Here is a 23,323-nt window from a genome sequence, read left to right as displayed (position 1 = left end):
CGCGCTGCCGCATTCCGCGCGCACCCGGCCGCCCCTGACCGGGACGGCAACCACGCCCCATCAACGCAACCGGTTCAGCACCTCGGTCAACTCGTCGGCCAGCGGGGCGTTGAGCAGGTACGGGGTCTTGCCGTTGTCCAGCGCAAATTCCAGCGAGGCGGCGTGCAGGAACAGGCGCTTCAGCCCGATCTGCTCACGAAGCCGCTTGTTGACGTCCGGATCGCCGTACTTGTCGTCACCGGCCACCGGGTGGCCCAGGTGCTGGGCATGCACGCGGATCTGGTGGGTGCGCCCGGTTTCGATGCGCACCTCACAGTACGAATGGCCGCCCTTGCGCTCCAGCACCTTGAAGTGGCTGATCGATTCCTTGCCGATCGGATTGACCTGCACATGCCGCTCGCCGCCCTGGCGCAGCCCCACGTGCAGCGGCGCGTCCACCGTCATCGTGCCATCCGGCATGCGCCCCACCAGCAGGGTCAGGTAGCGCTTGCGGATGCCCGCACCGTGGTCCTCCCGCAGCAGCGCCTGCAGTTCGCTCAGCGCCGACCGCTTCTTGGCCACGATCAGCAGCCCCGACGTGTCCCGGTCCAGCCGGTGCACCAGCTCCAGCGTCCTGCCCGGGCGCAGGGCGCGCAGGGTCTCGATCGCGCCGAAGCTGATCCCGCTGCCGCCGTGGCTGGCCACGCCCGACGGCTTGTTCAGCGCCAGCAGCCGCTCGTCCTCATAGACGATGGCGTCTTCCAGGCGCTTCATGAAAGCAGCGGGCGGGCCCGCCTTGTCTCCTTCCTCGGTGAGACGGACGGGCGGCACCCGCACCTCGTCGCCGGCCTCGAGCTTCCGCTCGGCCTTGGCGCGGCCGCCATTGACCCGGACCTGGCCGCTGCGCACCAGCTTGTAGATCAGGCTGCGCGGTGCACCCTTGAGCTGGCCGAGCAGGAAGTTGTCCAGGCGCTGCCCGGCGCGGTCGGCCGGGACAGAGATCATACGTACGCTGGTCATGGCTTCAGCGGCTTTGGGGGTGGGCTCGGTAACGGTCATTGGCCTTTTATTCTGTTACACTCGGCGGGCGAGATAAGGGATTGATTTCGTTGGAAGTTGCTCTGGGCCAGAAGCCCGACTTCCCGCGATTCCGGCACAGTGCGCAGCCACCGCCCCCGGGGCGGCCATGTTAGCGGCTCACCGGCGGTCCCGGCCATCGCCGGATGCCTGACACGCATCTGCGCTGAACATGTCCCTGTGGCGCTCCAGCCTGGCTGAAAGCTGCCTCCGGCCCAGAAACACCCAAACCAAAACAAATGAAGCGCTCCCGCGGCCTGCCGTGGTGTCGTAGCGCTGGAAACCCAAGCCGCCCTCCCCGCGCATGCGCGATGGGCGTCGAAGCGTGACCAGAAGCGAAACCCCATGGCGTTCCGCGCGGTAGCAGCGCGCGAGGAACGCAAGTATGAAGCGAATGCTGATCAATGCCACGCAGGCCGAAGAGCTGCGGGTAGCCATCGTGGATGGCCAGACGCTGTACGACATCGACATCGAACAGCCGTCCAAGGAACAGAAGAAGTCGAACATCTACAAGGGCCGTATCACGCGCCTTGAACCGTCGCTGGAAGCGGCCTTCGTCGAGTACGGCGCGGACCGTCACGGCTTCCTGCCGCTGAAGGAAATCTCCCGCGATTACTTCCAGGCGGGCGTGGACCACAACAAGGCCGGCATCCGCGAACTGCTGCGTGAAGGCCAGGAAGTGGTTGTCCAGGTGGACAAGGAAGAGCGTGGCAACAAGGGCGCCGCCCTGACCACGTTCATCTCCCTGGCCGGCCGCTACATGGTGCTGATGCCCAACTCGCCGAGCGCCGGTGGCGTCTCGCGCCGGATCGAAGGCGAAGACCGCGCCGCCCTGAAGGACGCACTGGACAAGCTGAACATCCCCGACGACATGGGCGTGATCATCCGCACCGCCGGCGTCGGCCGCGATGCCGAAGAACTGCAGTGGGATCTGGATTACCTGCTCCAGGTCTGGAAGGCCATCGCCGAAGCGGCGCTGACCAAGCCGGCCCCGTTCCTGATCTACCAGGAGTCGCGCCTGATCGTGCGCGCCCTGCGCGACTACCTGCGCGCCGATGTCGGCGAGATCCTGGTGGACACCGAGGAGCTCTACGAGACCGCCCGCGAGTTCATGCAGCAGGTGATGCCGCAGACCCTGCGCAAGCTCAAGCATTACAAGGACGACATCCCGCTGTTCAACCGCTTCCAGATCGAATCGCAGATCGAAGGCGCGTATGAACGCAACGTGCGTCTGCCGTCGGGTGGCTCGATCGTGGTTGACCAGACCGAGGCCCTGACCGCCATCGACGTCAACTCCTCGCGCGCCACCAAGGGTAGCGACATCGAGGACACCGCGTTCCAGACCAACCTGGAAGCCGCCGAGGAAGTGGCCCGCCAGCTGCGCCTGCGCGACCTGGGTGGCCTGGTGGTCATCGACTTCATCGACATGGCCTCCAACAAGCACCAGCGCGAAGTCGAGAACCGCCTGCAGAACGCGCTCAAGTACGACCGTGCGCGCGTGCAGCTGGGCCGCATCTCGCGCTTCGGCCTGATGGAAATGAGCCGCCAGCGCCTGCGTCCGAGCCTGGGTGAATCCAGCCAGATCGTCTGCCCGCGCTGCGACGGCCACGGCCGCATGCGCAGCGTCGAATCGCTGTCGCTGTCGATCATCCGCGTTGCCGAAGAGCATGCGATGAAGGAGAACACCGGGCAGGTGCTGGTCCAGGCCCCGGTCGAGATCGCCAACTACCTGCTCAACGAGAAGCGCAGCGCGCTGCGTGAGATCGAACAGCGCCATGACGCGCCGATCGTGATCGTCGCTGACGAGCAGCTGCACACGCCGCACTACGAAGTGACCCGCCTGCGCGAGAACGAGCTGGGCGAGGAAAGCGGCAAGCCGAGCTACCAGCGCGGCACCCCGCGCAAGCTGCCGGTGCATGCCCTGACCAAGGCGCAGCTCAACATCCCGGTCGCCCCCGTGGTGACCCAGGTCAAGCACAGCCAGCCGGCCCCGGTGCGCGAAGCGCCCGAACCGGTCGTCGCGCCGGCACCGGTCGCCCCGGCACCGGTCGCCGCCCCGGCGGCCACCGGCGTGGTCGGTTGGCTCAAGCGCATCTTCGGTGGCGAACCGGCTCCGGCCGCCGCCCCGCAGCCGGGCAACCGCCCGGCCCAGGAGGGCAACCGCGCCAACCGCACCAAGGACCGCAACGGCAAGGACCGCAACGGCCGTCGCGATGAGCGTGGCGAGCGCGGCGGCACTGGCGCCGCGAACGGCCAGGCCCAGGGGCGTGGCAAGGACCGTCGCGAGGACCGCGGCGAGCGCGGTGAGCGCGGCCCGAAGAACGAGCGCCGTGACGAGCGTCGCCAGGACGTGGCCCCGGCCGCCGGTGCTGCCGCGCAGGTCCCGGCTCCGGGCCAGGGCAAGCCGCGCGGTGAGCAGCAGCCCAAGCAGCCGCGCAACGAGCAGCAGCCCAAGCTGAAGCAGCCCAAGCAGCCGCAGCAGCCCAAGCCGCAGCAGGGCGAGGAGAAGGCAGCCCGTCAGCCGCAGACCGACGCACCGAAGCCGGGCAACACCGCCGCGCCGGTCGCCGATGCCGCCGTGGTGGCCGCCGCAGCCGTGACCGTGGCCGACGCCACCGTCGTGACCTCGCCGGTGCAGGACGCTGCGGCGCTGGCCGCCGCATCGGCGGCAACCGAGCAGGCACTGACTGCCGGCGATGCCGCAGAGCAGAACGATGCCGCCGGCAATGGCGATGATGCCAATGGCGAAGGCGGCTCGCGCCGTCGTCGCGGCCGTCGCGGTGGCCGTCGCCGCCGTCGTGGCAATGGCGAGCAGGCCGCAGGCAACGATGGCCTGAACGATGACGGCGGTCTGGACGACGACGGCGACGAGCAGGACGGCGAGCAGGAGGGTACCGACGCCGCCCAGGCCGAGCGTCCGGTTGCCGCCAACGGCCAGCCGCAGCCGGAGTTCGACTTCGACGATGAAGCTGGCTCGGCGCCGAACGCTGCGGCACCGGTCCAGGCCCCGCGCCCGGCACCGGCCGCCGCTGCTGCACCGGCGCCCGTGCAGGCACCGGCACCGGTCGCTGCCGTCGCCGCTGCCACGCCGGTTGCCGCGATCAGCAGCCCGGTGGTGACCGCCGGCCACACCGAAGCCGCTCCGGCCGAGGAAGCCGCGGCACCGTCCTACACGGATCGCGTGCCGTTCGTGGAATCGCCGACGCCGGCCCCGGCCGTGGTCGCCGCCTCCGCACCGGTTGAACCGGTCCGTGCCGACGCCCCGGTGGCCGACGCACCTGTCGCGCCGACGCCGGCCGCTGCTCCGGATCCGGTGGCGAACGCGCCGGTGGTTGAAGCGCCCGTCGTGACCCCGGTGGTTGCCGAGGCACCGGCCGTTGTCGCACCGGCCGCCGCGACCGTCGTCGAGGCACCGGTGGTCGTGGACACCCCGGTCGAAGCCGCACCGGCCGCGCCGGTCGTGGCCCGCAGCGAGACCGCCGAGACCGTCCGTCCGGTGCAGACCAGCATGCTGGATGCCGTGGATCCGGTGCCGGCGGCCGTCGAGAAGGTCGACGCCACGCCGGTAACCCGCGTTGAACCGGCGCCGGTCGCACCGGTGGTGCAGAACGGCCAGTTGTTCGGCTCCGCCACCAGCGATGTCCCGGCCAGCACCGACGCGGCCGCACAGGCAGCGCAGGCCGAGGCCCGCGACGACATCCCCACCGATGCCGCGCAGACCGATGCCGCCCCCCAGCAGGACCCGGAAAAGACCGACAAGGCCTGATCCCGATCCAGCGGCATGTGCAACAACAGACAGCGGCCTTCGGGCCGCTGTCTGCGTTTGGGGTCACCGCCGGCTGTGGCATGCTCGGGCTCATGCGCCGATCCGTTCCCCTGCCCGTCTGCGCGCTGCTGTTGGCCTTGTCCGCCTGCCAGCCCGCACCGTCACCGCTCAGCGATGCCGCCATTGCCGTACGCGATGCGCCGCCCGAGCACCACTTCCGCGGCGCGCTTGGCGGCACACCGGTGGAGCTGCTCGTCCAGGACTGCAAGGTGTTCAAGGTCGTGCGCGGCACCGGCCAGACGCTGTCGCTGGCCGAGGTGCTGGCACCGGCGCCCTACCCGTTCTTCACCGCGTGCCAGCGTCAGTCGCTGCGCCAGGAAGACGATGCGGTGGTCGCCGTGCTGGGGCGCATGGCCCTGGGCGCCGGCGGCTGCTGCGCGACCGGCGGGACCTGGCGGACCCGCAATGGCCAGGCCTGGGAAAAGACCAGCGAACAGGCCGTCCCCTGAGCGCCTGCCACGCGGCCGTCGATCAGGGAGCGGTGGCCGCCGGAGCCGCCGCGCGCGGCGCGAACTGCAGGCGCGTCCACACGCCGTAGTGGTCCGATGCCCAGCGGCCTTCCGCATAGGGCTGATCGAACAGCAGCCGGGCTTCGCGCGCGATCAGCCGATCCTGCTGGAAGAAGATGTGGTCGATCCGCGAGGGCGCCTGGTGGTAGTGCCGGTTGAGCGTGCTGACCGCCGCGAGATCATTGACGTGCACGCTGCCGTAGCTGTCGCCGTAGTGGTTGCGCAGCGCGCTCAGATCGCCCGCATCGACCAGCGCGTTGAAATCCCCGGCGATCACCACCGGCGCGTCGTCCGACGTGGCGGCGATGAAGGCCAGCAGATCGGCCACCTGTTTGCCACGGATGCGGCTGCCGCTGTCATCGGAGCGCTCGTTGAGATGGGTGGCGTACACGTTCACCGGCTGGCCATCGACCGCGATCCGCAGGTGCGCCACCGTGCGGTAGTCGGTAAGCGGGGCGAGCAGATGGTCGTTGCGCGCCAGCACCGGGCGCGCGGTCAACAGTGCGTTGCCGTAGCGTTTGGAGGCACCTGGCGGGTCGGTGGAGACGAACTGGTAGTCGTACCCCAGTCTGCGTGCCAGCCACTGCGCCTGGTTGCGCACCTTCGGCTTCTGGATCACTTCCTGCAGCGCGATCGCATCCGGACGCAGTGCCTTGAGCTCGCGCAGGATCACCTCACGGCGCGCCGGCCAGTCCTCGCGGTCATGGTGCAGGTTGAACGTCACCATTGTCATGCCCGACGACGGCGCTTGTGCAGGCTCCGCTGCGGCGGCCGCTTCAGCCAGTGCCAGCAACGCCAGCAGACACACAGCGAGGCAACGGCTGCCGCGGCGTCCCCATCGGTTCAACAGGTGCGTCATTACGGTGCCTTGCGTTCTGCCCGGCGTACCGCCGCCGGAATGTCGATCTGGACGGTGGCCGGCAGCTGCATCACCCGCAGTTCCTTGCCCTCCCACTGGGCCGGTTCGCCGTTGATGGTGGTCCCGCCGGGTTCACCGCTGTACGGCCACGGCAGCACCACGCCACCGGGCGGGGCCACCAGGCCGGCCGACACGGTGAGGGTCAGCTGCTTCTCGCTGCGGCTCAGTGCGTAGTTCAACTGGCCGTTGGGCGTGCGCAACCCCTGTACGGCGATGCCCTTGCCTTCCAGCCAGCGCACCGGCACGCCGGCCGCCAGCACCAGGCTGTCGTCGAGATCGCGGTTGTAGGCGAACATGTCCAGCGCCGAGCGGACGAAGTCCGAGGCAACCCAGGCATGCGGCAGGTCGCCGACAAAGAACGGTTTGCGCGGGGTGTGCGACACCACTTCGGCCCACTGGTTCCAGGCCTGCGGGGCGCGATCATTGAAGAAGAACCCGGTGGCCTGCCAGGCGCGGTCGCGCCAGTCCAGGCGTACGAACGCGGCGACATTGCGCCACTCGTACGGGGTGTAGTCCTTCCATTCCCGCTTGCCGTCGCGCCGTTCCACGAACTGGGTCCAGTAGCGCTCGAACGTGTTGTCCAGGTACGGCTGCGGCAGACGCCCCTGCTCACCGCCCGGTGCCAGCGCGATGGTGGTGGAGGTGGCGTCGAAGTCACCCAGTTCGGCCGAGCCAGGCAGGTAGTCGATCTTGTGCAGCGCGACCGCGGCCTGCAGCGAGGCCTGCAGATCGTCACGGAACTGATCGCGCGATTCGCTCATCTGCAGCGCTTCGGCCTTGCCCAGCGCCGTGGCGATGATCGCCGCATCCTTGTAGCCGCGCAGCGCCCAGAAGTTGTCCCAGTACGAATGCATCGGCTTGGCCGAATAGCCTTCGTGGCTGATCGAGGCCGGCATCATCCCGTAGAACGCCGGATTGCGTGCCCGGTTCTCTTCGGTGCGCTCGCTCAGGCGCAGCTGTTCCATGTAGTTGAACGCGCCCTGCACGTGCGGCCACATCTGCTCCAGGAAGGCGGTGTCGCCGGTGTAGCGCCAGTACTCGGCGATGTTGAAGATCAGCTCACCGTGGCTGTCGTTCTCCGGCACCGGGTCGCTGCCGCGCGCATCCACGCAGCACGGCACCTTGCCGTTGTCGAACTGGTACGGCGCATACCAGCTCACGTAATCGCGCACCGCGTCATTGCGGCCCATGCGCAGCAGACCCTCGGAAATCATCGCGCCGTCGCGGATCCAGCTGCGCGAGTACGAACGCGTGCCCGGCTGCAGGCTCGGGCCGATGCGCGAGATCAGCATGTGCGCCAGCGCGGTACGCAGCGTATCCACCAGCGGCTTGCCGGCGTCGGGTACCTGCAGCTTCACCTGGTCCAGCCGGGTGCGCCACATCGAGGCCACCTGCTGCTGGGCCTTGGCGGCGTCGAACCCCTTGGGCATGGCCCAGGTACCGGTCTGCGGGAGGACCAAGGCCACCTCGCGGGTTTCGCCGGGTGCCAGCTTAAAGCGGTACAGCAGCGCGCCGGAGGCCAGCCCGGTGCTGTCCTTGACCTCGCGGGTCTCCGGAAGTTTGCCGCTGGCCAGGTGCATCACCTCCAGCTTGCTGTCGAAGGCGGTGGCGAAGGCCGCATCGGCCGGCTGCACGGCATGGATGCGCGGGGTACCGTTGACGTCGACATGGGTCGGGTCCACCGCGAGTGCGTCGATCCGGCTGAAGCCGCCCACGGTGTTGAGGAACTGGGTCGGCGGATTGACCTGCCACGGCCGCACGGCCAGCGCCAACGTGTACTCGTGGGCCACCTTGTCCGGGTTGCGCAGGGTGTAGCGGCCGATCAACTGCGCGTTGTCCGGCCGCCCCTGCACGAAGCCGGTCACCTGCAGCGCGGCCTTGTCGTGGGCCCAGTCCACGCTGGCGATCGGCAGATAGCCGTCCTGCAGCGATTGCCGGCTCTTCACGTCCGCCCAGGTGAGCAGCTTGTTGTCCACCAGCACGAACGGTTCAACGCTGAAGCTGGACTTCGCCACCTCCAGCGCGCCATCTTCGCCGATCAGCGCCTGCTCGCGGCCGCCGTCCAGCCCCAGCAGGGTCCAGTAGGGCTGTTCGCCGCTGAAGCCGCGCGGCACCGAGCCACGCGGCAGGTCCGAACCGACCGACTGGATGAAGTCATTGGGGGTGTCGGCGAAATCCAGCGGCTTCAACCCGATGTCGCGGATGCCGTAGCGCCAGTTCGGGCCGCCCTTGAGGTCGAAGCGCAGGTAACGCGCTTCGGTTTCCGGCAGCGCCAGCCAGTCGCGGCCGCCGCCACCGGCGGTGACCTCGCGCAGCGTCTTCCAGCTGCGTCCGTCCTGCGAGGAGCGCACGGTGTAGCGCGTGGCCTCCAGCCCCGGCAACCACTGGATCACCGCGCCACCGAACTCGCGGACCTTGTGCAGGTCCAGGCTGATGGTCTGTTCGGCGACCCCGCCACTGATCCAGACCGTGTCCGGCTTGCCATCGACGATGCGGTTCTGCAGCGCGGTGGCGGTGTCGGCGATCACCGACGGCGTCAACGCACTGGTGTCTTCCGGTGGCAGGGCCTGCAGGGTGAGGCGGTCGAAGCACACCGTGCCCTTGCCGCCGACCTTGCTGTAGAGGGTGAACTCCACGGCGGCGCTGCGGGTCAGCGTCTTCTCGGTACCCGGCCCCCAGGCCTTGTCGATGTGGCGCTTGCGGTACTGCACGCCGGTCCACGCCTTGGGAAAGACAAAACCGGGGCGGTTGACCCACCACACGTTGTCCCCGCTGGCATCGATCAGCTTGAACTGCAGGTCGTTGGACGGCGAATCGCCGCGCAGCTGGAAACCGACCTGATAGTTGCCCGGCCACTCCACGGCCAGCTCGCGGCGGATGCCGACATACCCGGAGACGTCATGGAAGTCGTAGTCCAGGCACAGCGCGCGCCCGCCCCCGAGGCCGGCGACGCTGCGCAGCGAGCCGCTGACCTGGTCGGACAGCACCAGCTTCCACGGCGACATGTCGTCGAAGCCGTCCAGCACCCGGGGTGCAGCCGGCGTCGCCGGCGGTGCGGCCGCGGCCGCCAGTGACCAGACCAGACCCAGACCCACCGCGACGACGACTCGCTTCACCCTTTGACACTCCCCAGCAGCAGACCTTGGATGTAGTAGCGCTGCAGCACCAGGAACAGTGCCAGCACCGGAACCACCGTGACCACCGCACCGGCCATCATCATTTCAACGTCCATGATGTGTTCGCGCGAGAGTGTGGCCAGGGCGACCGGCAGAGTGTAATGCTCCTGGTCGGTCAGCACGATCAACGGCCACATGAAGTCGTTCCACGAGCCCATGAAGGTGAAGATCGAAAGTGTCACGAGCACCGGCTTGAGCATCGGCAGCACGATCTGGAAGAAGATCCGCAGCTCCCCTGCCCCGTCAATGCGCGCCGCTTCCAGCAGTTCGTCCGGGATCGACCGGGCGTACTGACGGACCAGGAAGATGCCGAACACGGTGGCCAGCGCCGGCACGATCACCCCGCCGAAGTTGTTGACCAGGCCCAGCTGCTTCATCAGCAGGAACAGCGGCAGCATCGCCACCTGCGCCGGGATGACCAGCGCTGCCAGCAGCAGCTGGAAGATGCGCTCGCGGCCGACGAAGCGCAGCTTGGCGAAGGCATAGCCGGCCATTGTATTGAGCAGCAGCGAGCCCAACGTGATCGCCAGCGACACCAGCAGGCTGTTGACGAAGTTGTTGCCCATGCCGGTCCGCGCGAACAGCTCGTGGTAGTTCGCGGTGGTCACCGAGGACGGCAGCAGCGGCGGCGGGAAGTGCGCCGCCTCGCCGGTCGGCATGAACGACACCGACAGCATCCACAGCAGCGGCGCCAGGCTGACCAGCGCCAGCACGGTCAGGCCACCGTTGACCCACCATGCATGCCAGCGCGATTGACCGATTTCACGACTCATACCAACTGCCTCTTGCGGCCGAAACGCAGCATCAACGTGGTCACCGCCAGGATGATCAGGAACAGCAGGAACGCCACCGCGGAGGCGCGTCCCAGGTTCCACCACTTGAAGCCCTCTTCAAACATGAAATACAACACGCTCACGGTGCTCTGCAGTGGGTCGCCGCGGGTCATGACGTACGGTTCGGCAAACAGCTGGAAATAGCCGGACACGGTGATCACCCCGACCACCAGCAGCACCGGGCCGAGCATTGGCAGGGTGATGTGCAGGAACTGCTTCCAGCGCGAGGCACCGTCGATGCGCGCGGCTTCGTACAGATCGTGCGGAATCGCCTGCAGGCCGGCCAGGAAGATCACCATGTTGTAGCCGAAGTTCTTCCATACGGCGAACAGCATGATGGTCGGCATCGCCCAGTTGGGATCGCCAAGCCAGTCGATCGGGCTGATCCCCAGGTGCCCCAGGCCATAGTTCACCAGGCCGTAGCTGGTGTGGAACAGGTAGCGCCAGATCACCGCCACCGCCACCAGGGTGGTGACCACCGGGGCAAACAGCGCCGTACGGAACAGCGCCTTGAAACGGGCCGCCGGCGCGTTGAGCAGCATGGCCGCGCCCAGCGATACGCCGATGGACAGCGGCACACCCACGATCACGAAGTAGGTGGTGTTCCACAGCGACTTCCAGAACATCGGGGTCTGCAGCAGATCAATGTAATTGCCCAACCCGACGAACCGCAGGTTGGCGCTGTCCGACAGCGAATACAGGTCGAAGTCGGTGATGCTCAGCGCCAGCGCCGACAACACCGGCAGGCCGAAGAACACGCCGATCACCAGGATGGCCGGGCCGGCGAACATCCAGCCGGCAAGCGAACGCTGCTTCATGGGCGGGCCTCCTGCTTCTGCTCTTCAATCCAGCGTCGTTTGGCGAGGATCTTGTCCACGCGGTTGTCCAGTTCGGTCACGGCCGCATCCTGATTGAGTCCACCACGCACCACCTGCTCGGTGGTGATGCGCATTTCCTGCGCGATCCGCTCCCACTCCAGCACCTTCGGGGTCGGCTTGACCCGCTCGAGCTGGTCGCGGAACGGCTGTGCCAGCGGATCGTTGGCCAGCGAGGGGTATGCCCAGGCGCTGCGACGCGGCGGAAGATCGCCGATGATGGAATGGAAACGCTGCTGGATCTGCGGGCGCGAAAGGAACTCGATCAGCTTCCAGGACGCCTCCTTCTGCTGCGAGGAGCGGAAAATCACCAGGCTGGTGCCGCCGGCGATGCCGGCGCCCGGACCGTCCGGGCCCGGCAGTGCGGCGGTGCCCCACTGGCCTTCCAGCGCCGCCGGCTGCAGCTTCTTGAACTCACGGATGTTCCAGGGGCCCGAGACGTAGAACACATTGAACCCGCGGAAGAACTCGTCCCAGACATTGGAGATCTGGGTTTCGGACATGCGCGGCGCCCAGCCCTGGGCGAACATGTTCTCGTAGAAGGCCAGCGTGCGGCGGAAGCCGGGGCTGCGGAAGTTGCCACGGGTATCGTTGTCGCGCAGCAGCGGGTCCGGCTGCTGCAGGGCCAGCGACAACTGCTGCTCGAATTCGTTGATCGGCATCAGCACGGCGTAGCGGTTGGCGCCCTGCATCGTCTTGATGGCCGCCATCATCGCGTTCCATTCGGCCCACGTCCGCGGCGGATGATCGAAACCGGCCTTGGCCAGCAGGTCCTTGCGGTAGTACAGCAGGCGGGTATCGACATACCACGGCACGCCCACCAGTTCGTCGTGGATGACGTTGGTATCCCAGATGCCCTGGAAATAGTCGGTCGGGTCCACCACCGTGGACTTCGCCACATACGGCTGCAGCGGGGTCAGCGTGTTGAGCTCGGCGAACTCGGGAATCCAGGTGTTGCCGAGCTGGCACACGTCCGGCAACCCATCGGCGGCGAAGGCGGTCAGCAGCTTCTCATGCGCCGCCGTCCACGGAATATTCTGCACATCGACATGGATGCCCGGGTTCTCCGCCTCGAATTCGCGGATCAGGCCGGTCACGACCTCGGCCTCGCGGCCCATCGCCCAGAAACGCACGGTGACGCCTTCCGGCTCTTTCCGGCAGGCACTCAACAACAGGCTGCCGACCAGCAGCAGCAACAGACTCAGACCCAGCGTGGGGCGCGACGACAATGGCACTGCTTACTTCCCTTGAGGCTGGTTGCGGTTGGTGTTGTTCTTCTGTTCCTGCGCCGCGGCCGCGCGCGATTCGGCGATGCCGACCGATCGTGCCGACGCTGCTTTCTCATCCTTCTGCAGCGTCGTCGGCGCCGTCTCGCCTTCCGGGGTCAGCCAGCCGCCACTGAAACCGGCGCGCTCCAGCCCCTTGCGGATATGCGGGTTCTTCTTCATCACGTCCCAGACGAAATCGTTCCGGTAATTGGCGATCATGGTCAGGATCGGCCCCTGGTCGATGCCGATGTAGTCGCTGGCCACCCAGCCACGGTCCGGCACCAGGCGCCCGGTCTTGATCGGGATGTCGTAGTTGAAGCTGGGATTGAACGAGTCCAGGAAGCCGTAGCTGGAATAGATGTAGTCGCCGTAGCGCTTGTGCATCTCTTCGGTGGCCGGGATCACCTCTTCCGGCGCGAACACGATCGAGGCGATCGCCGCTGTCGGCGCGATGGTGCCGTCGTCGAAGTTCTCGCGCAGGCCGGCGCCGCGCGAGGAGTAGTGCCGGAACTGGCGCTGCTCGCCGCGATACTCCTGCGTGGTGTTCTGCGGGCCATCGCTGGCAGTCAGGCCCCACACGTTCTCGCCGTAGTCCTTCCAGTTCATCGGGTTGGCGATTGCGTACTCGCGCTGGGCCAGCGCGGCCGACCGGCTGTTGAGGAAGTAGGTGCTGCCCCGCTCGCGCATGTAGGCGTCCTGGATGTCGCGGAAATCCACCCATACGTGCGTGTACTGGTGACCGAACAGCGGGCCGAAGGACAGGTATTCCTGGCCCTGGTAGACGCCCCAGTCGTTGTCGTAGGTGCGCGTCCACACCGTCCATGCGTCAGGACTGACCGGATGGGTCGGCGAACCGAGCGCGAGGATGTAGACCATCATCGCCTCGTTGTAGCCCATCCAGTCGTGGTCGATGAAGCCGCTCTCCGGGAACCAGCCCATCGAGATCAGCGGCGCACGCTGCTGCAGCCAGGGCCAGTCCACGCGCTTGTACAGCGTATCGGCGATCTCGCGGATCTCTTTCTCTCGCGGGTCATCGCCACTGTAGTAGGACTGCGCGAACAGCACGCCCATCATCAGCAGCGCGGTATCCACGCTGGACAGCTCGACCCAGCTGTCGTACCGGCGGCCCTGCTGCATGTCCAGGAAGTGGTAGTAGAAGCCCTTGTAACCACCCTTGCCGGTGCGCTGCGGCCCCATCGGCAGGTCGCGGAAGAACTTCAGCGTCAGCAGGGTGCGGTCCACCGCCTGGGTGCGGCTGACCCAGCCATTCTCGATGCCGATCGGATAGGCGGTCAGCGCGTACCCCACCGAGGCGATGCTGGCGAATGGGCGCGACGGGAAGCGATCCGGGCTGAGTCCGTTGACTTCGTTGGTGGTGTCCCAGAAAAACTGGAAGGTGCGGCGCTCGATGTCGTCGAACAGCGGCGGCAGTTCGGGCTTCATCGGACGCGGCGGCGCATCGGCCTCCACCAGAATGACCGGAGGCTTGGGCTTGGCCGGTTGTTCCGGCGCCTTCTGGCAGCCGACGATCGCTGCGGACAGCAAAGTCAGCGTCACCACCCGACGTGCATTCATCGACCACCACCTTTTCGCATGTTCGTGCTGGAGAGCATAGCCTCAACCAGATTGAAATCGTTTACAGACCCGACGCAAAAAAAATCCGCGTGTCGAGGGCGGATCCAGTCTGTCCGGGCAACGCGGGCTACCTGCCGCACACGCGCTTGTCCATCGCCGATGGGTAAGCGCCTGTGCAGTCCGCCGGTCGGCCAGGGGCCGGCCGGCGGTGCTGCCCCGGCATCGCCTGCGAAGGCGATGCCGGGTAATGCGATCAGAAGCGGAAGCCGACTTCCGCCTTGACCTGACGCGGCGTACCAATGATTTCGCCGGTCTCGTTGTAGCTGGCCTCCAGCTTGCCGTTGGTCTTGACGTAGTTGTAGGTGGAGAAGTTGTCGAAGTTGAACACGTTGATGATGTCCAGGCGAGCGTACAGCTCGGTATCGCCCGCCATCTTGAACGTCTTCGTCGCCTGCAGATCGACCGAACGGTAGCCGAAGATCTTGCCACCCAGCAGGAACTTGCCATTGGCGTTGGGCACAGCCGCCTGCGGCGTCGGCAGGTTGTAGCCGCTGGCCTGCGGCACCGGGTACCAGTCGTTGACGGCGGTCGGGGTCGCCAGGGTGATCTTGCCACCGAAGGTGATGCCCCAGAAGCCGGCGTACGAACCGGTGACCACCAGGCGGTGGCGCGGCGCGCCGTTCGAGCGGATGGTCGGGTACTCGCTGATCAGGCCGCGGTCGAACGCGTACTTCTCATTGATGTCGCGGTTGTGGCGCGCGGTGGTCCAGGTGTAGGCGACCGAGGTGCCCCAGCCGCTTTCCTTGGTGAACGGCTTCTGCGCCGACAGCAGGACCTGGGTCGCACGGGTCTTGATGCCCTGCTGGCCGATGATCAGGCTGCCGAAGCCCGGCACGTTGCAGCTCCAGGCCTGGCTCAGGCCCGGGTCGGAACCGCCGCACAGGCGCGGGTCATCGAAGAACTGGCCGGTCGGGTAGCGGTTGCCCAGGGTGAAGGCGAAGCCGTCGTAGCTCAGCGTGCGGGCGATCGTGGCGTCGGTCAGCCACTCACCGATCTGATTGCTCATGCCCAGGCTGAACTGATCCGAGTACGGAGCCTTCAGATTGTTGTTCAGCAGATCCACTTCCAGACCGGCATTGCTGGTGGCACCCACGAGGTTCTGCAGGTTGCCGATGCCGTTGAGCAGGGCCGGGTTCCAGTCATAGCAGGCGGCCTGGCCGTTGATGCAGGTGCCGGTGGCCGGGTTGCGGAAGTAGATGGTCGGCTGCGGCAGCGCCAGCTTGGTGGTTTCCAGCTGCAGGTTGTCGAACAGGTCGCGATCGTACGAACGGCCGGCACCACCGTGGATCACGTGCTGCTCGTCGGCGTTGATGTCATACGAGAAGCCCAGGCGCGGCTGCCAGGCATCCTTGAATGCCTTGCGGTTCTTGCCGGTGCTGATGTAGTCGCTGATGTCCAGACCGCCCAGCGCCAGCGAATCGGCGTAGGTCTGGCCGGCGGGGGCGCGCGGATCCTGCGAGTAGATCGCGTCGACCACCTGCTGCGGGGTCACGAAGTCCAGGTAGGACGGGGTCTTCTCGTAGTCCCAGCGCAGGCCGAGGTTGAGCTGCAGGTGGTCATTGACCTGCCAGTCGTCCTGGATGAACAGGCCGATCTGCTTGGACTTCGAACGCACTTCGCCGGACACGCCCGACACGCCGGTTACCGGCTTGACGAACTGCGCCTTGTACGGAATGGAAGACGGGAAGTCCGGATCGCCCAGGCTGTAGGTGAAGGTCGGATTGATCTGCGCGGCATCGGATGCGTACAGGTCGATCTGCTTGTACTTCGCACCCATCTTGATGGTGTGGTCGCCCATCCACTGGATGCCGTCCAGGGTCAGGTTGTCTTCGATCGACCAGCCCTTCTGGCCCTTCACCTGAGAATCCAGCGCCGATGCGCCACCGATCTTCACCACGGTGCGGTCTTCGGTGCCGTCCGGTGCGGTGTAGGTGATGCCGTTGGCCAGGGTCAGCGGGGTCGGGTTGTTGAACGAATCTTCATGGGTGACCATCATTTCGTTGTAGTAACGCTCGCCGCTGTGATTCCAGCGCAGGGCGTAACGACGGTCGGTGTTGACCACTTCACGGCCGGCTTCCGGCGAGGTCTGGCCGCTGAACTGCGACTGGGTTTCATCGCGGTCCTGGAAGGTCAGCTCGATGCGATCGTTGTCGGTCGGCTCGAAGTCGATCTTGGCGAAGATCAGGTCCTGCTGGAACGGCTGGCTGGCCGGGCCGAGGCCGGCGGCGCCATCGGGCGGCAGCAGGCCGGCAGCACCGGTGACCGCGCCATCCGGCGCGATGGTGACCGGCAGGTCGAAGCGCTTGGCTTCATAGGTCACAAAGAAGTGGGCCTTGTCCTGGATGATCGGGCCGCCCAGGGCGAAACCGTATTCCTTCTCGGCCGACACCATCTTGTCGTTGCCGCCCTGGCGCTCGGCCGGGGTCTTGGCGCGCATGTCCTCATCGGTGTAACGGTAGAAGGTTTCACCCTTGAACTCGTTGGTACCGGACTTGGTCGCCGCGGTCACGGCCGCGCTGGAGACCTGGCCGTACTCGGCCTTGTAGTTGCCGCTGATGACCTTGTATTCACCGATCGCCAGCTGCGGGAACGGGTTGCCGGCGCTGCCGGACTGGCCGGCGACGCCGCCGCCCTTGACGTAGCTCTTCTGGCCCACGCCATCGATGTACACGTTGGTACCGTCGGAGTTGGTGGCACCGCCGCGCAGCGAGGTGTTGCCCTTGGCGTCGCGGGTGAAGATCAGGCCCGGGACCGCGTCGGCGAATTCCAGGAAGTTGCGCGACACCTGCGGGGTGGTCTGGATCTGCTGCAGGCTGACGGTCTTGCCCACTTCGGAGGTACGCACTTCCTGCAGCAGGGTCGGCGCAACCACGTTGACCGTGTCCAGGTTGGTGGCATTGGCGGTGCTGCCGTTGGCCGGCGCGCCGCTGAAGTTCAGCGTCGCGGTCGAGGCCACGGTCACGGTCACTTTCTGGGTCTGGCCGTTGGCCACAACATCATAGGTACCCGGGTCCAGGCCCATCAGCGAGTAGCTGCCATCGGCACGGATGGTGCCGCGGCGCACGGTACCGGTGGCGACGTTGGTCGCGATGACTTCGGTGCCGGCCTCGGCCTGTGCAACCTGGCCACGCAGCGAGGCGTTGGCCGACTGCGCCATCAGGTCCGGCGCAGCGCCCAGCATCAGACAGCTGACCAGTGCGGTGGTCAGCAGGCGACGGGCCGGCGCACGATTGCGGTGATTGGAATACGTCATGTAACTCTCCGGGTGGTGGTGGCCGTCATTGCGGCCCCTGTATTGTTTTTTTGAAGTGGATGTACGCCCGGCCTCGCGGCCGGATTACTGCTCGGATCTGGACCTGCTCGAATCACGCACGATCAGGGTCGGCACCAGCGTCTGCTTGTCGCCGGCCCCTTCCGTGTTGTTGCCATCCATCAACTGCAACAGGCGCGTCGCGGCTCTATCGCCGAGGTCGGCGATACTCACCTGCATCGTCGTCAACGACGGGTGAACGAAACGTGCCAGCGGAATGTCATCGAAACCCGCCAGTGCGACATCGAGCGGAACACGGATGCCCGCCTGCGCGAAGGCGTAAAGACACCCCAGCGCCATCATGTCGTTGGCGGCAAACACCGCATCGGGCAGCGTGCCGGCTGCCAGCAACTCCTGTCCGGCGCGATGGCCGGAAGCTTCGTCAAAGTCACCGGGCAACTCGATCCCGTCGGCAGCATCGCCGAATGCGGCCAGCGCATCGCGGAAACCGCGCAGGCGCTCACGGGCGTCGTAGTTGAGATCCGGACCGGAAATGAATGCGATACGGCGATGGCCGACCTCCAGCAGGTGGCGGGTCATGGCCATCGCACCGGCATGGTCATCGATGCTCAGCACCGGATGATCCTGCTCGGGCAGATAGGTATTGATCAGCACCGTCGGCAGGGACTGCGGCAGGTTGTCCGTCAGGAAGCCCGGGCTTTCGGCGTACGGTGACAGCACCAGCAGGCCATCCACCCGGCCGCGCATGGCGCGCAGCGCGGCCCCCTGCTGCTCCTGGTCGCCGTGGTAGCTGGACACCAGCAGGTGCTGGCGGCGCGCACGGGCCACGTTGTCGATGCCGCGCATCAGCTCGGAGAAGAACTCGCCGTACAGGTCGGGCAGCACCACACCGATGGTGTTGGTGCGCCGGCTGCTCAGGCTGCGGGCCGCCGCGTGCGGGGTGTAGCGCAGGCGCGCAGCCACCTCCAGCACCAGCTTGCGCACGGGCTCGGCGACATTTTCATGACCGTTCAGGGCACGCGAGACCGTGGCCACGGAGACCCGGGCTTCGCGAGCGACATCTTTGATTGTGATGGCTGCCTTGTTCACCTCGCCGCCCTCCACGGCTTAGAGATCTGGGCTTGGCGCGGAATGTAAGCGTTTTCAATCCTGAATGTAAACACTACGTTAGCCTCATGTCTCACGGCGGTAACGGAACGCTGTCCACGGCGGGTCCTTCCAGGACTCGCCAGGACAAGACGGGACAAGGGTTTCAGCGGTTTTCGGTCGGACTGCGGGCGTCGATGGACAGCGCGTGGATATCGGTCTCCATCATGGTCCCGACGGCCGCATAGACGGCCCGGTGGCGCGCCAGCGGCGCCATTCCCGCAAACGCCGTGCTCACCACGTGCACCGTGAAGTGGCCACGGCCATCGCGCGCGCCGGGGTGGCCGGCATGGCGGTGGCTGTCGTCCTCCACCACCAGCTGCTCCGGGGCGAAGGCCTGCTGCAGGGCCGCACGGATGCGCTCGACGCGCTCGGCGTTGCTCATGGCAGCACCTTGCGGAACGGGCGCACCTGGACCCGCTCGTACACCCCGGCCGCCACGTACGGGTCGGCATCGGCCCAGGCGCGGGCCTGTTCCAGCGACTCGAATGCGGCGATCACTACGCTGCCGCTGAAGCCGGCCGGGCCGGGATCTTCGCTGTCGATGGCCGGGCATGGGCCAGCCAGCAGCAGACGCCCTTCGTCCTGCAGGGCCTGCAGACGCGCCAGATGGGCCGGCCGCGCCGACTGGCGGGCAGGCAGTACGGCCGCGCCGTCATAGCCTTCAATCACATACCACACAGGAAACTCCCGAGACTCATATAAACAAACGGGACGATTCTAGCCCGGCTCGCTGGACACTGCCGGTGCAAAGCCGTACTCTTGTGTCCATTGCACGTGGCTGGATGCAGCGGCCCGTCGACCCCCGGCTCTCCCGGCCCCGTGTCGACCGACCCACTGCCCCACACCAGCGCACGTAGACGACCTCCCCGTAGTTCTGTCGCTGCCCATCGCGGCGCGCCTTGCTGTTTGAAGTGTGGAATCGCGCCGACAGCGGCGTGCCTTGGCCTGCCACCCTGCCACCTGGTTCTCCAGTGGCCGGCACGGTGCGGCGACCGGTCCGTTGCAATACTGACGTCAATTTGATGACTTCCGAACTCGCGCTCGACGCGAACCCGCAAATCCGGCCGACCGCCCCACAGCAGCAGGAAATGCCGCTGGCCGTGGTGCATGGGCAACCGGTCCTGCAGATTCCGCAGGACCTGTACATCCCGCCGGACGCGCTGGAAGTGATCCTGGACGCCTTCGAGGGTCCGCTGGACCTGCTGCTGTACCTGATCCGCCGGCAGAACCTGGACATCCTCGACATCCCGGTGGCCGAGATCACCCGCCAGTACGTCGAGTACATCAACGTCATGCAGGAGCTGCGCTTCGAACTGGCGGCCGAGTACCTGGTGATGGCGGCGATCCTGGCCGAAGTGAAGTCGCGGATGCTGCTGCCGCGGCCGCCCAGCGTGGAAGGCGACGAAGCCGACCCGCGTGCGGAACTGGTGCGCCGACTGCAGGAGTACGAACGTTTCAAGCAGGCCGCCGAGGACATCGACGCCCTGCCCCGGCAGGATCGCGACACCAGCCTGGCGCATGCCTTCGTTCCCGACCGCGCGGCCGTCAAGCTGCCGCCGCCGGTGGACCTGAAGGAAATGCTGATGGCGCTGCACGACGTGCTCAAGCGCGCCGAGCTGTTCACCGGCCATGCGATCAAGCGCGAGGCGCTGAGCGTGCGGCAACGGATGGGCGACGTGCTGGGTCGTCTTGAAGATGGCCGGTTCTACCGGTTTGAATCGCTGTTCACTGCCGAAGAAGGCAAGCTGGGGGTGCTGGTGACCTTCCTGGCCCTGCTGGAACTGGCCAAGGAGCAGCTGCTGGACATTGTCCAGGAAGCTCCGCTGGCGCCGATCTACGTCAAGTCCCTGGCCGCCGGCAATACCAACGAACCGCTGCAGTTCAACAGCGAGTTCGACGACAACGACGCCGCCAACGAATCCGACTGAGCACCCGACCCACGCATGGATCAACCGCTGATCAACCGTATTGTCGAAGGCGCGCTGCTGGCATCCAGCCAGCCGCTGACGCTGGCGCAGTTGCAGGGCCTGTTCCCCGAAGAGGAACCGGCGCCCCCGGGCAGCATCGAGCGCGCGCTGGAACTGCTGCGCGAGGGCTGCAGCGGGCGTGGCGTGGAGCTGGTCGAGGTCGCCTCGGGCTTCCGCTTCCAGATCACCAACGAGGTCCACGGCTACATCACCCGGCTGTGGACCGAACGCAAGACCCGTTACACCCGTGCCACCCTGGAAACGCTGGCGCTGATCGCCTATCGCCAGCCGATCACCCGCGGCGAGATCGAGCAGGTGCGCGGCGTGGCGGTCAGCAGCAACATCATCCAGGCACTGGAAGAACGCGAATGGATCCGCGTGATCGGACACCGCGACGTCCCCGGACGGCCGGCGCTGTTCGGCACCACCAAGGGCTTCCTGGACTACTTCGGGCTCAAGCGCCTGGATGAACTGCCGCCGCTGTCCGAACTGCGCGACCTGGGCGAGCTGGAACCGCAGCTGCCGCTGGACAGCGACGGCCAGCCGGCCGCTCGCCTGGCCGCCGGCGCCGCCAGCCCGGACCCCGACGGGGACAGCGACGCCGCCAATGACGACGGCATCCCGTCGCCGGCCACGGGTGAGGACACGGTGGAACCGGACGCCGACCAGCACGCCGACGAGGCCCCACCCCCGGCATCCGATCCGGCACAGGACCTCGACCCGGCCGCCGCCCGGGCCGCCGCGCGCGCTGCGCTGGCTGCCGCCCGACTGGCGGATCGGCCCGCAGATCAGGACAATAGCGAGGCGTCCGCCGATGCGGAAGCCGGTACCACCTCATCCCATGCGCCGTTGCCGCTCCGCGACGACGACGCTGATACGACCGCCAGCGATGGCGAACCCGTTACCGCGCCGGGAGAGCGCGCGGCGCACCAGAACGAAACCGAAGACAACGCCGTCGCGACGACGACCGTGGCTGTTGACGAAGCCGATCCCGAACCAGAGGCCGACGAAACCGTCGCCGGCCGGAGCCAAGTAAATGAGTGACACCCCCCGCAAGCTGTCGTTGAACAAGCTTTCGCTCAAGCGCGAATCCGACACCGATCAGCCCAAGCTCGAAGAGCGCCTGCACAAGGTGCTGGCGCAGGCCGGTCTCGGTTCTCGCCGCGCGCTGGAACAGCGCATTGCCGATGGCCTGGTCAAGGTCAACGGCGAAGTCGCCCAGACCGGTCAGTCGATCAAGAGCGGCGACAAGGTCGAACTGGATGGCCGTGGCTTCGTCGCCACCGCGCTGACCGAGACCTCGCGCGTGCTGGCGTACAACAAGCCGGAAGGCGAAGTGACCACCCGCGAAGACCCCGAAGGTCGTCCCACCGTGTTCGAAGCGCTGCCGGCCCTGAAGGGCGCGCGCTGGATCGCGATCGGTCGCCTGGACATCAACACCACCGGCCTGCTGCTGGCGACCACCGATGGTGAGCTCGCCAACGCGATGATGCACCCCTCCTACGAGGTGGAGCGCGAGTACGTCGTGCGCGTGCGTGCACCGGAAGGCGAGGAAAAGGTGCCTGACAGCATCGTCGACCGCCTCGCCCGCGGCGTGGCGCTGGAAGACGGCCCAGCCAAGTTCGACGAGATCGAACGCATCGGCGGCACCGACTCGCACGACTGGTTCCGCGTGGTCGTCAAGGAAGGCCGCAACCGCGAAGTGCGCCGCCTGTGGGAGTCGCAGGGCTGCCAGGTCAGCCGCCTCAAGCGCACCCGGTACGGCAAGGTCAGCCTGCCGCGCGAACTGCTGCGCGGCCAGTCGGTTGAACTGCCGGCCAAGCAGGTCGAAGCGCTGCGCGCCGAACTGAAGCTGGAAGAAGGCGCGCCGTCGGCGCTGACCCTGCAGCCGGTGATCGGCCAGCGCCGCGCCGCCAAGACCACCGTGCGCGTGTCGCGCGAAGGTGGCCGCGGCAACGCCTACGTCAACGGCCACAACCAGGCCGATGAAGGCCGCGAGCTGCGTCGTTTCGACAACGTGCGCGAAGAGCGCGGCCGGGGTCGCGGCGGCAAGGGCGGCGGCTTCAAGGGCGGCCTCACGGTCAGCGGCGAAGCGGCAGCCAAGCAGTCGCAGCGTCCGTTCAAGCAGCGTCCGGACAAGGGCAACCGCGCCCTGCCGGAAGGCAACCCGGCTGCATTCCGCAGCTGGTACGTGCCGGACGGTGTCAGCACCGGTCCGAGCAACCATCGCAATGCCGGTCCGGGCGCTGCCCGTGGTCCGGGGGCGCGCGGCCCGGGTGCCGGCGCAGGTGCCGGTGGCCAGGGGCGTCCCTACGGCAAGCCGAAGGGTCCGGGCGGCGCAGGCGGCCAAGGGCGCGGCGGCTTCGGCGGTGAAGGCCGTGGCGAAGGCCGTGGCGGATACGGCGGTGAAGGCCGTGGCGGCTTCGGCGGCCAGGGCCGTCCGGCCGGCGGCGGCAACCGCGGTGGTCAGGGCGGTCAGGGCGCGTCGCGCCACCCGTACGGCCATCCGGGCAATGCGCCCAGCTTCCCGTCCGACCACGCCAATCCGGGCGCCAGCCCGTACGGCAGCGCACGTCCGGCCGGCAATCGCGGTCCGGGTGGTCCGGGTGGCAACCGTGGTCCGGGCGGTCCCGGCGCACGTGGTCCCGGCGGTCCCGGCGGCAATCGCGGTCCGGGCGGCAACCGTGGCCCGGGTGGCCCCGGCGGTCGTGGCCCCGGCGGCCCGGGCGGTCGTCCGGGCGGCGCACGCCCCGGCGGCAGCCGCGGTCCCGGCGGCGGTGGTCACCGTGGTGGCGGCCCGCGCGGCGGCTGATCGCTGAACCGCAGAACACAAAAAACC

The 23,323-nt window shown here is 67.3% G+C and carries 16 protein-coding genes; 5 read left to right on the top strand and 11 right to left on the bottom strand.

Going from position 1 to position 23,323, the window contains the following annotated elements; genetic code table 11:
* Positions 1 to 60: 60 nt before the first annotated feature.
* Complete coding sequence (locus tag ACPEH8_RS06210) at positions 61 to 1,038, bottom strand: RluA family pseudouridine synthase (protein WP_423666301.1); 978 nt, start codon at positions 1,036 to 1,038, stop codon at positions 61 to 63.
* A gap of 403 nt (positions 1,039 to 1,441) precedes the next feature.
* On the opposite strand from ACPEH8_RS06210, the gene rne reads away from it, so the two are divergent.
* Together rne and ACPEH8_RS06200 are read left to right on the top strand one after the other, a co-directional pair.
* On the top strand, positions 1,442 to 4,822 hold the full coding sequence (gene rne, locus ACPEH8_RS06205) for a ribonuclease E (protein ID WP_423666299.1): 3,381 nt from the start codon (positions 1,442 to 1,444) through the stop codon (positions 4,820 to 4,822).
* Between the two features lie 92 nt (positions 4,823 to 4,914).
* Complete coding sequence (locus ACPEH8_RS06200) at positions 4,915 to 5,331, top strand: hypothetical protein (protein WP_136003311.1); 417 nt, start codon at positions 4,915 to 4,917, stop codon at positions 5,329 to 5,331.
* Between the two features lie 22 nt (positions 5,332 to 5,353).
* Here ACPEH8_RS06200 and ACPEH8_RS06195 read toward each other — a convergent pair whose 3' ends face one another.
* The 10 genes from ACPEH8_RS06195 to ACPEH8_RS06150 all read right to left on the bottom strand — a co-directional run bounded on the left by ACPEH8_RS06195 (position 5,354) and on the right by ACPEH8_RS06150 (position 19,195).
* A complete protein-coding gene (locus ACPEH8_RS06195; RefSeq protein WP_423666297.1) occupies positions 5,354 to 6,250 on the bottom strand; it encodes an endonuclease/exonuclease/phosphatase family protein in 897 nt (298 codons plus the stop codon).
* The gene (locus ACPEH8_RS06190) at positions 6,250 to 9,426 is read right to left on the bottom strand and encodes a discoidin domain-containing protein (protein WP_423666295.1); all 3,177 of its coding nucleotides are present in this window, start codon (positions 9,424 to 9,426) and stop codon (positions 6,250 to 6,252) included. The genes ACPEH8_RS06195 and ACPEH8_RS06190 overlap by 1 nt, the downstream gene beginning before the upstream one ends.
* Positions 9,423 to 10,259 carry a carbohydrate ABC transporter permease gene (locus ACPEH8_RS06185; protein WP_017357393.1) on the bottom strand — a complete coding sequence of 279 codons (837 nt, stop codon included), beginning with the start codon at positions 10,257 to 10,259 and terminating at the stop codon, positions 9,423 to 9,425. The genes ACPEH8_RS06190 and ACPEH8_RS06185 overlap by 4 nt, the downstream gene beginning before the upstream one ends.
* A complete protein-coding gene (locus ACPEH8_RS06180) occupies positions 10,256 to 11,137 on the bottom strand; it encodes a carbohydrate ABC transporter permease (protein ID WP_017357394.1) in 882 nt (293 codons plus the stop codon). The genes ACPEH8_RS06185 and ACPEH8_RS06180 overlap by 4 nt, the downstream gene beginning before the upstream one ends.
* Complete coding sequence (locus ACPEH8_RS06175) at positions 11,134 to 12,399, bottom strand: sugar ABC transporter substrate-binding protein (protein ID WP_136003442.1); 1,266 nt, start codon at positions 12,397 to 12,399, stop codon at positions 11,134 to 11,136. Before ACPEH8_RS06175 ends, ACPEH8_RS06180 begins: the two co-directional genes overlap by 4 nt.
* A gap of 33 nt (positions 12,400 to 12,432) precedes the next feature.
* The gene (locus tag ACPEH8_RS06170; protein WP_017357396.1) at positions 12,433 to 14,037 is read right to left on the bottom strand and encodes a glucoamylase family protein; all 1,605 of its coding nucleotides are present in this window, start codon (positions 14,035 to 14,037) and stop codon (positions 12,433 to 12,435) included.
* 253 nt (positions 14,038 to 14,290) lie between these two features.
* Positions 14,291 to 17,350, bottom strand: a complete 3,060-nt coding sequence (locus ACPEH8_RS06165; protein WP_017357397.1) for a TonB-dependent receptor — start codon at positions 17,348 to 17,350, stop codon at positions 14,291 to 14,293.
* 84 nt (positions 17,351 to 17,434) lie between these two features.
* Positions 17,435 to 18,472, bottom strand: a complete 1,038-nt coding sequence (locus ACPEH8_RS06160; RefSeq protein ID WP_017357398.1) for a LacI family DNA-binding transcriptional regulator — start codon at positions 18,470 to 18,472, stop codon at positions 17,435 to 17,437.
* A gap of 148 nt (positions 18,473 to 18,620) precedes the next feature.
* A complete protein-coding gene (locus ACPEH8_RS06155; protein ID WP_153165360.1) occupies positions 18,621 to 18,899 on the bottom strand; it encodes a BolA family protein in 279 nt (92 codons plus the stop codon).
* The gene (locus ACPEH8_RS06150) at positions 18,896 to 19,195 is read right to left on the bottom strand and encodes a YciI family protein (RefSeq protein ID WP_017357400.1); all 300 of its coding nucleotides are present in this window, start codon (positions 19,193 to 19,195) and stop codon (positions 18,896 to 18,898) included. Before ACPEH8_RS06150 ends, ACPEH8_RS06155 begins: the two co-directional genes overlap by 4 nt.
* Before the next feature lie 344 nt (positions 19,196 to 19,539).
* Between ACPEH8_RS06150 and ACPEH8_RS06145 the strand changes: the two genes are divergently transcribed.
* The 3 genes from ACPEH8_RS06145 to ACPEH8_RS06135 are packed head-to-tail and all read left to right on the top strand — an operon-like array spanning position 19,540 to position 23,296.
* A complete protein-coding gene (locus tag ACPEH8_RS06145) occupies positions 19,540 to 20,445 on the top strand; it encodes a segregation and condensation protein A (protein WP_017357401.1) in 906 nt (301 codons plus the stop codon).
* Between the two features lie 15 nt (positions 20,446 to 20,460).
* Positions 20,461 to 21,528 carry an SMC-Scp complex subunit ScpB gene (gene scpB, locus ACPEH8_RS06140; RefSeq protein WP_136003304.1) on the top strand — a complete coding sequence of 356 codons (1,068 nt, stop codon included), beginning with the start codon at positions 20,461 to 20,463 and terminating at the stop codon, positions 21,526 to 21,528.
* Entirely contained in the window at positions 21,521 to 23,296 is a 1,776-nt protein-coding gene (locus ACPEH8_RS06135) for a pseudouridine synthase (RefSeq protein WP_136003301.1), read from the top strand. The genes scpB and ACPEH8_RS06135 overlap by 8 nt, the downstream gene beginning before the upstream one ends.
* Positions 23,297 to 23,323 lie beyond the last annotated feature (27 nt).

It is taken from the genome of Stenotrophomonas sp. NPDC077461, from assembly GCF_049545475.1.
In the GTDB taxonomy this organism is placed as follows: domain Bacteria; phylum Pseudomonadota; class Gammaproteobacteria; order Xanthomonadales; family Xanthomonadaceae; genus Stenotrophomonas; species Stenotrophomonas nematodicola.
This window is presented reverse-complemented; position numbering and strand designations above follow the sequence as displayed.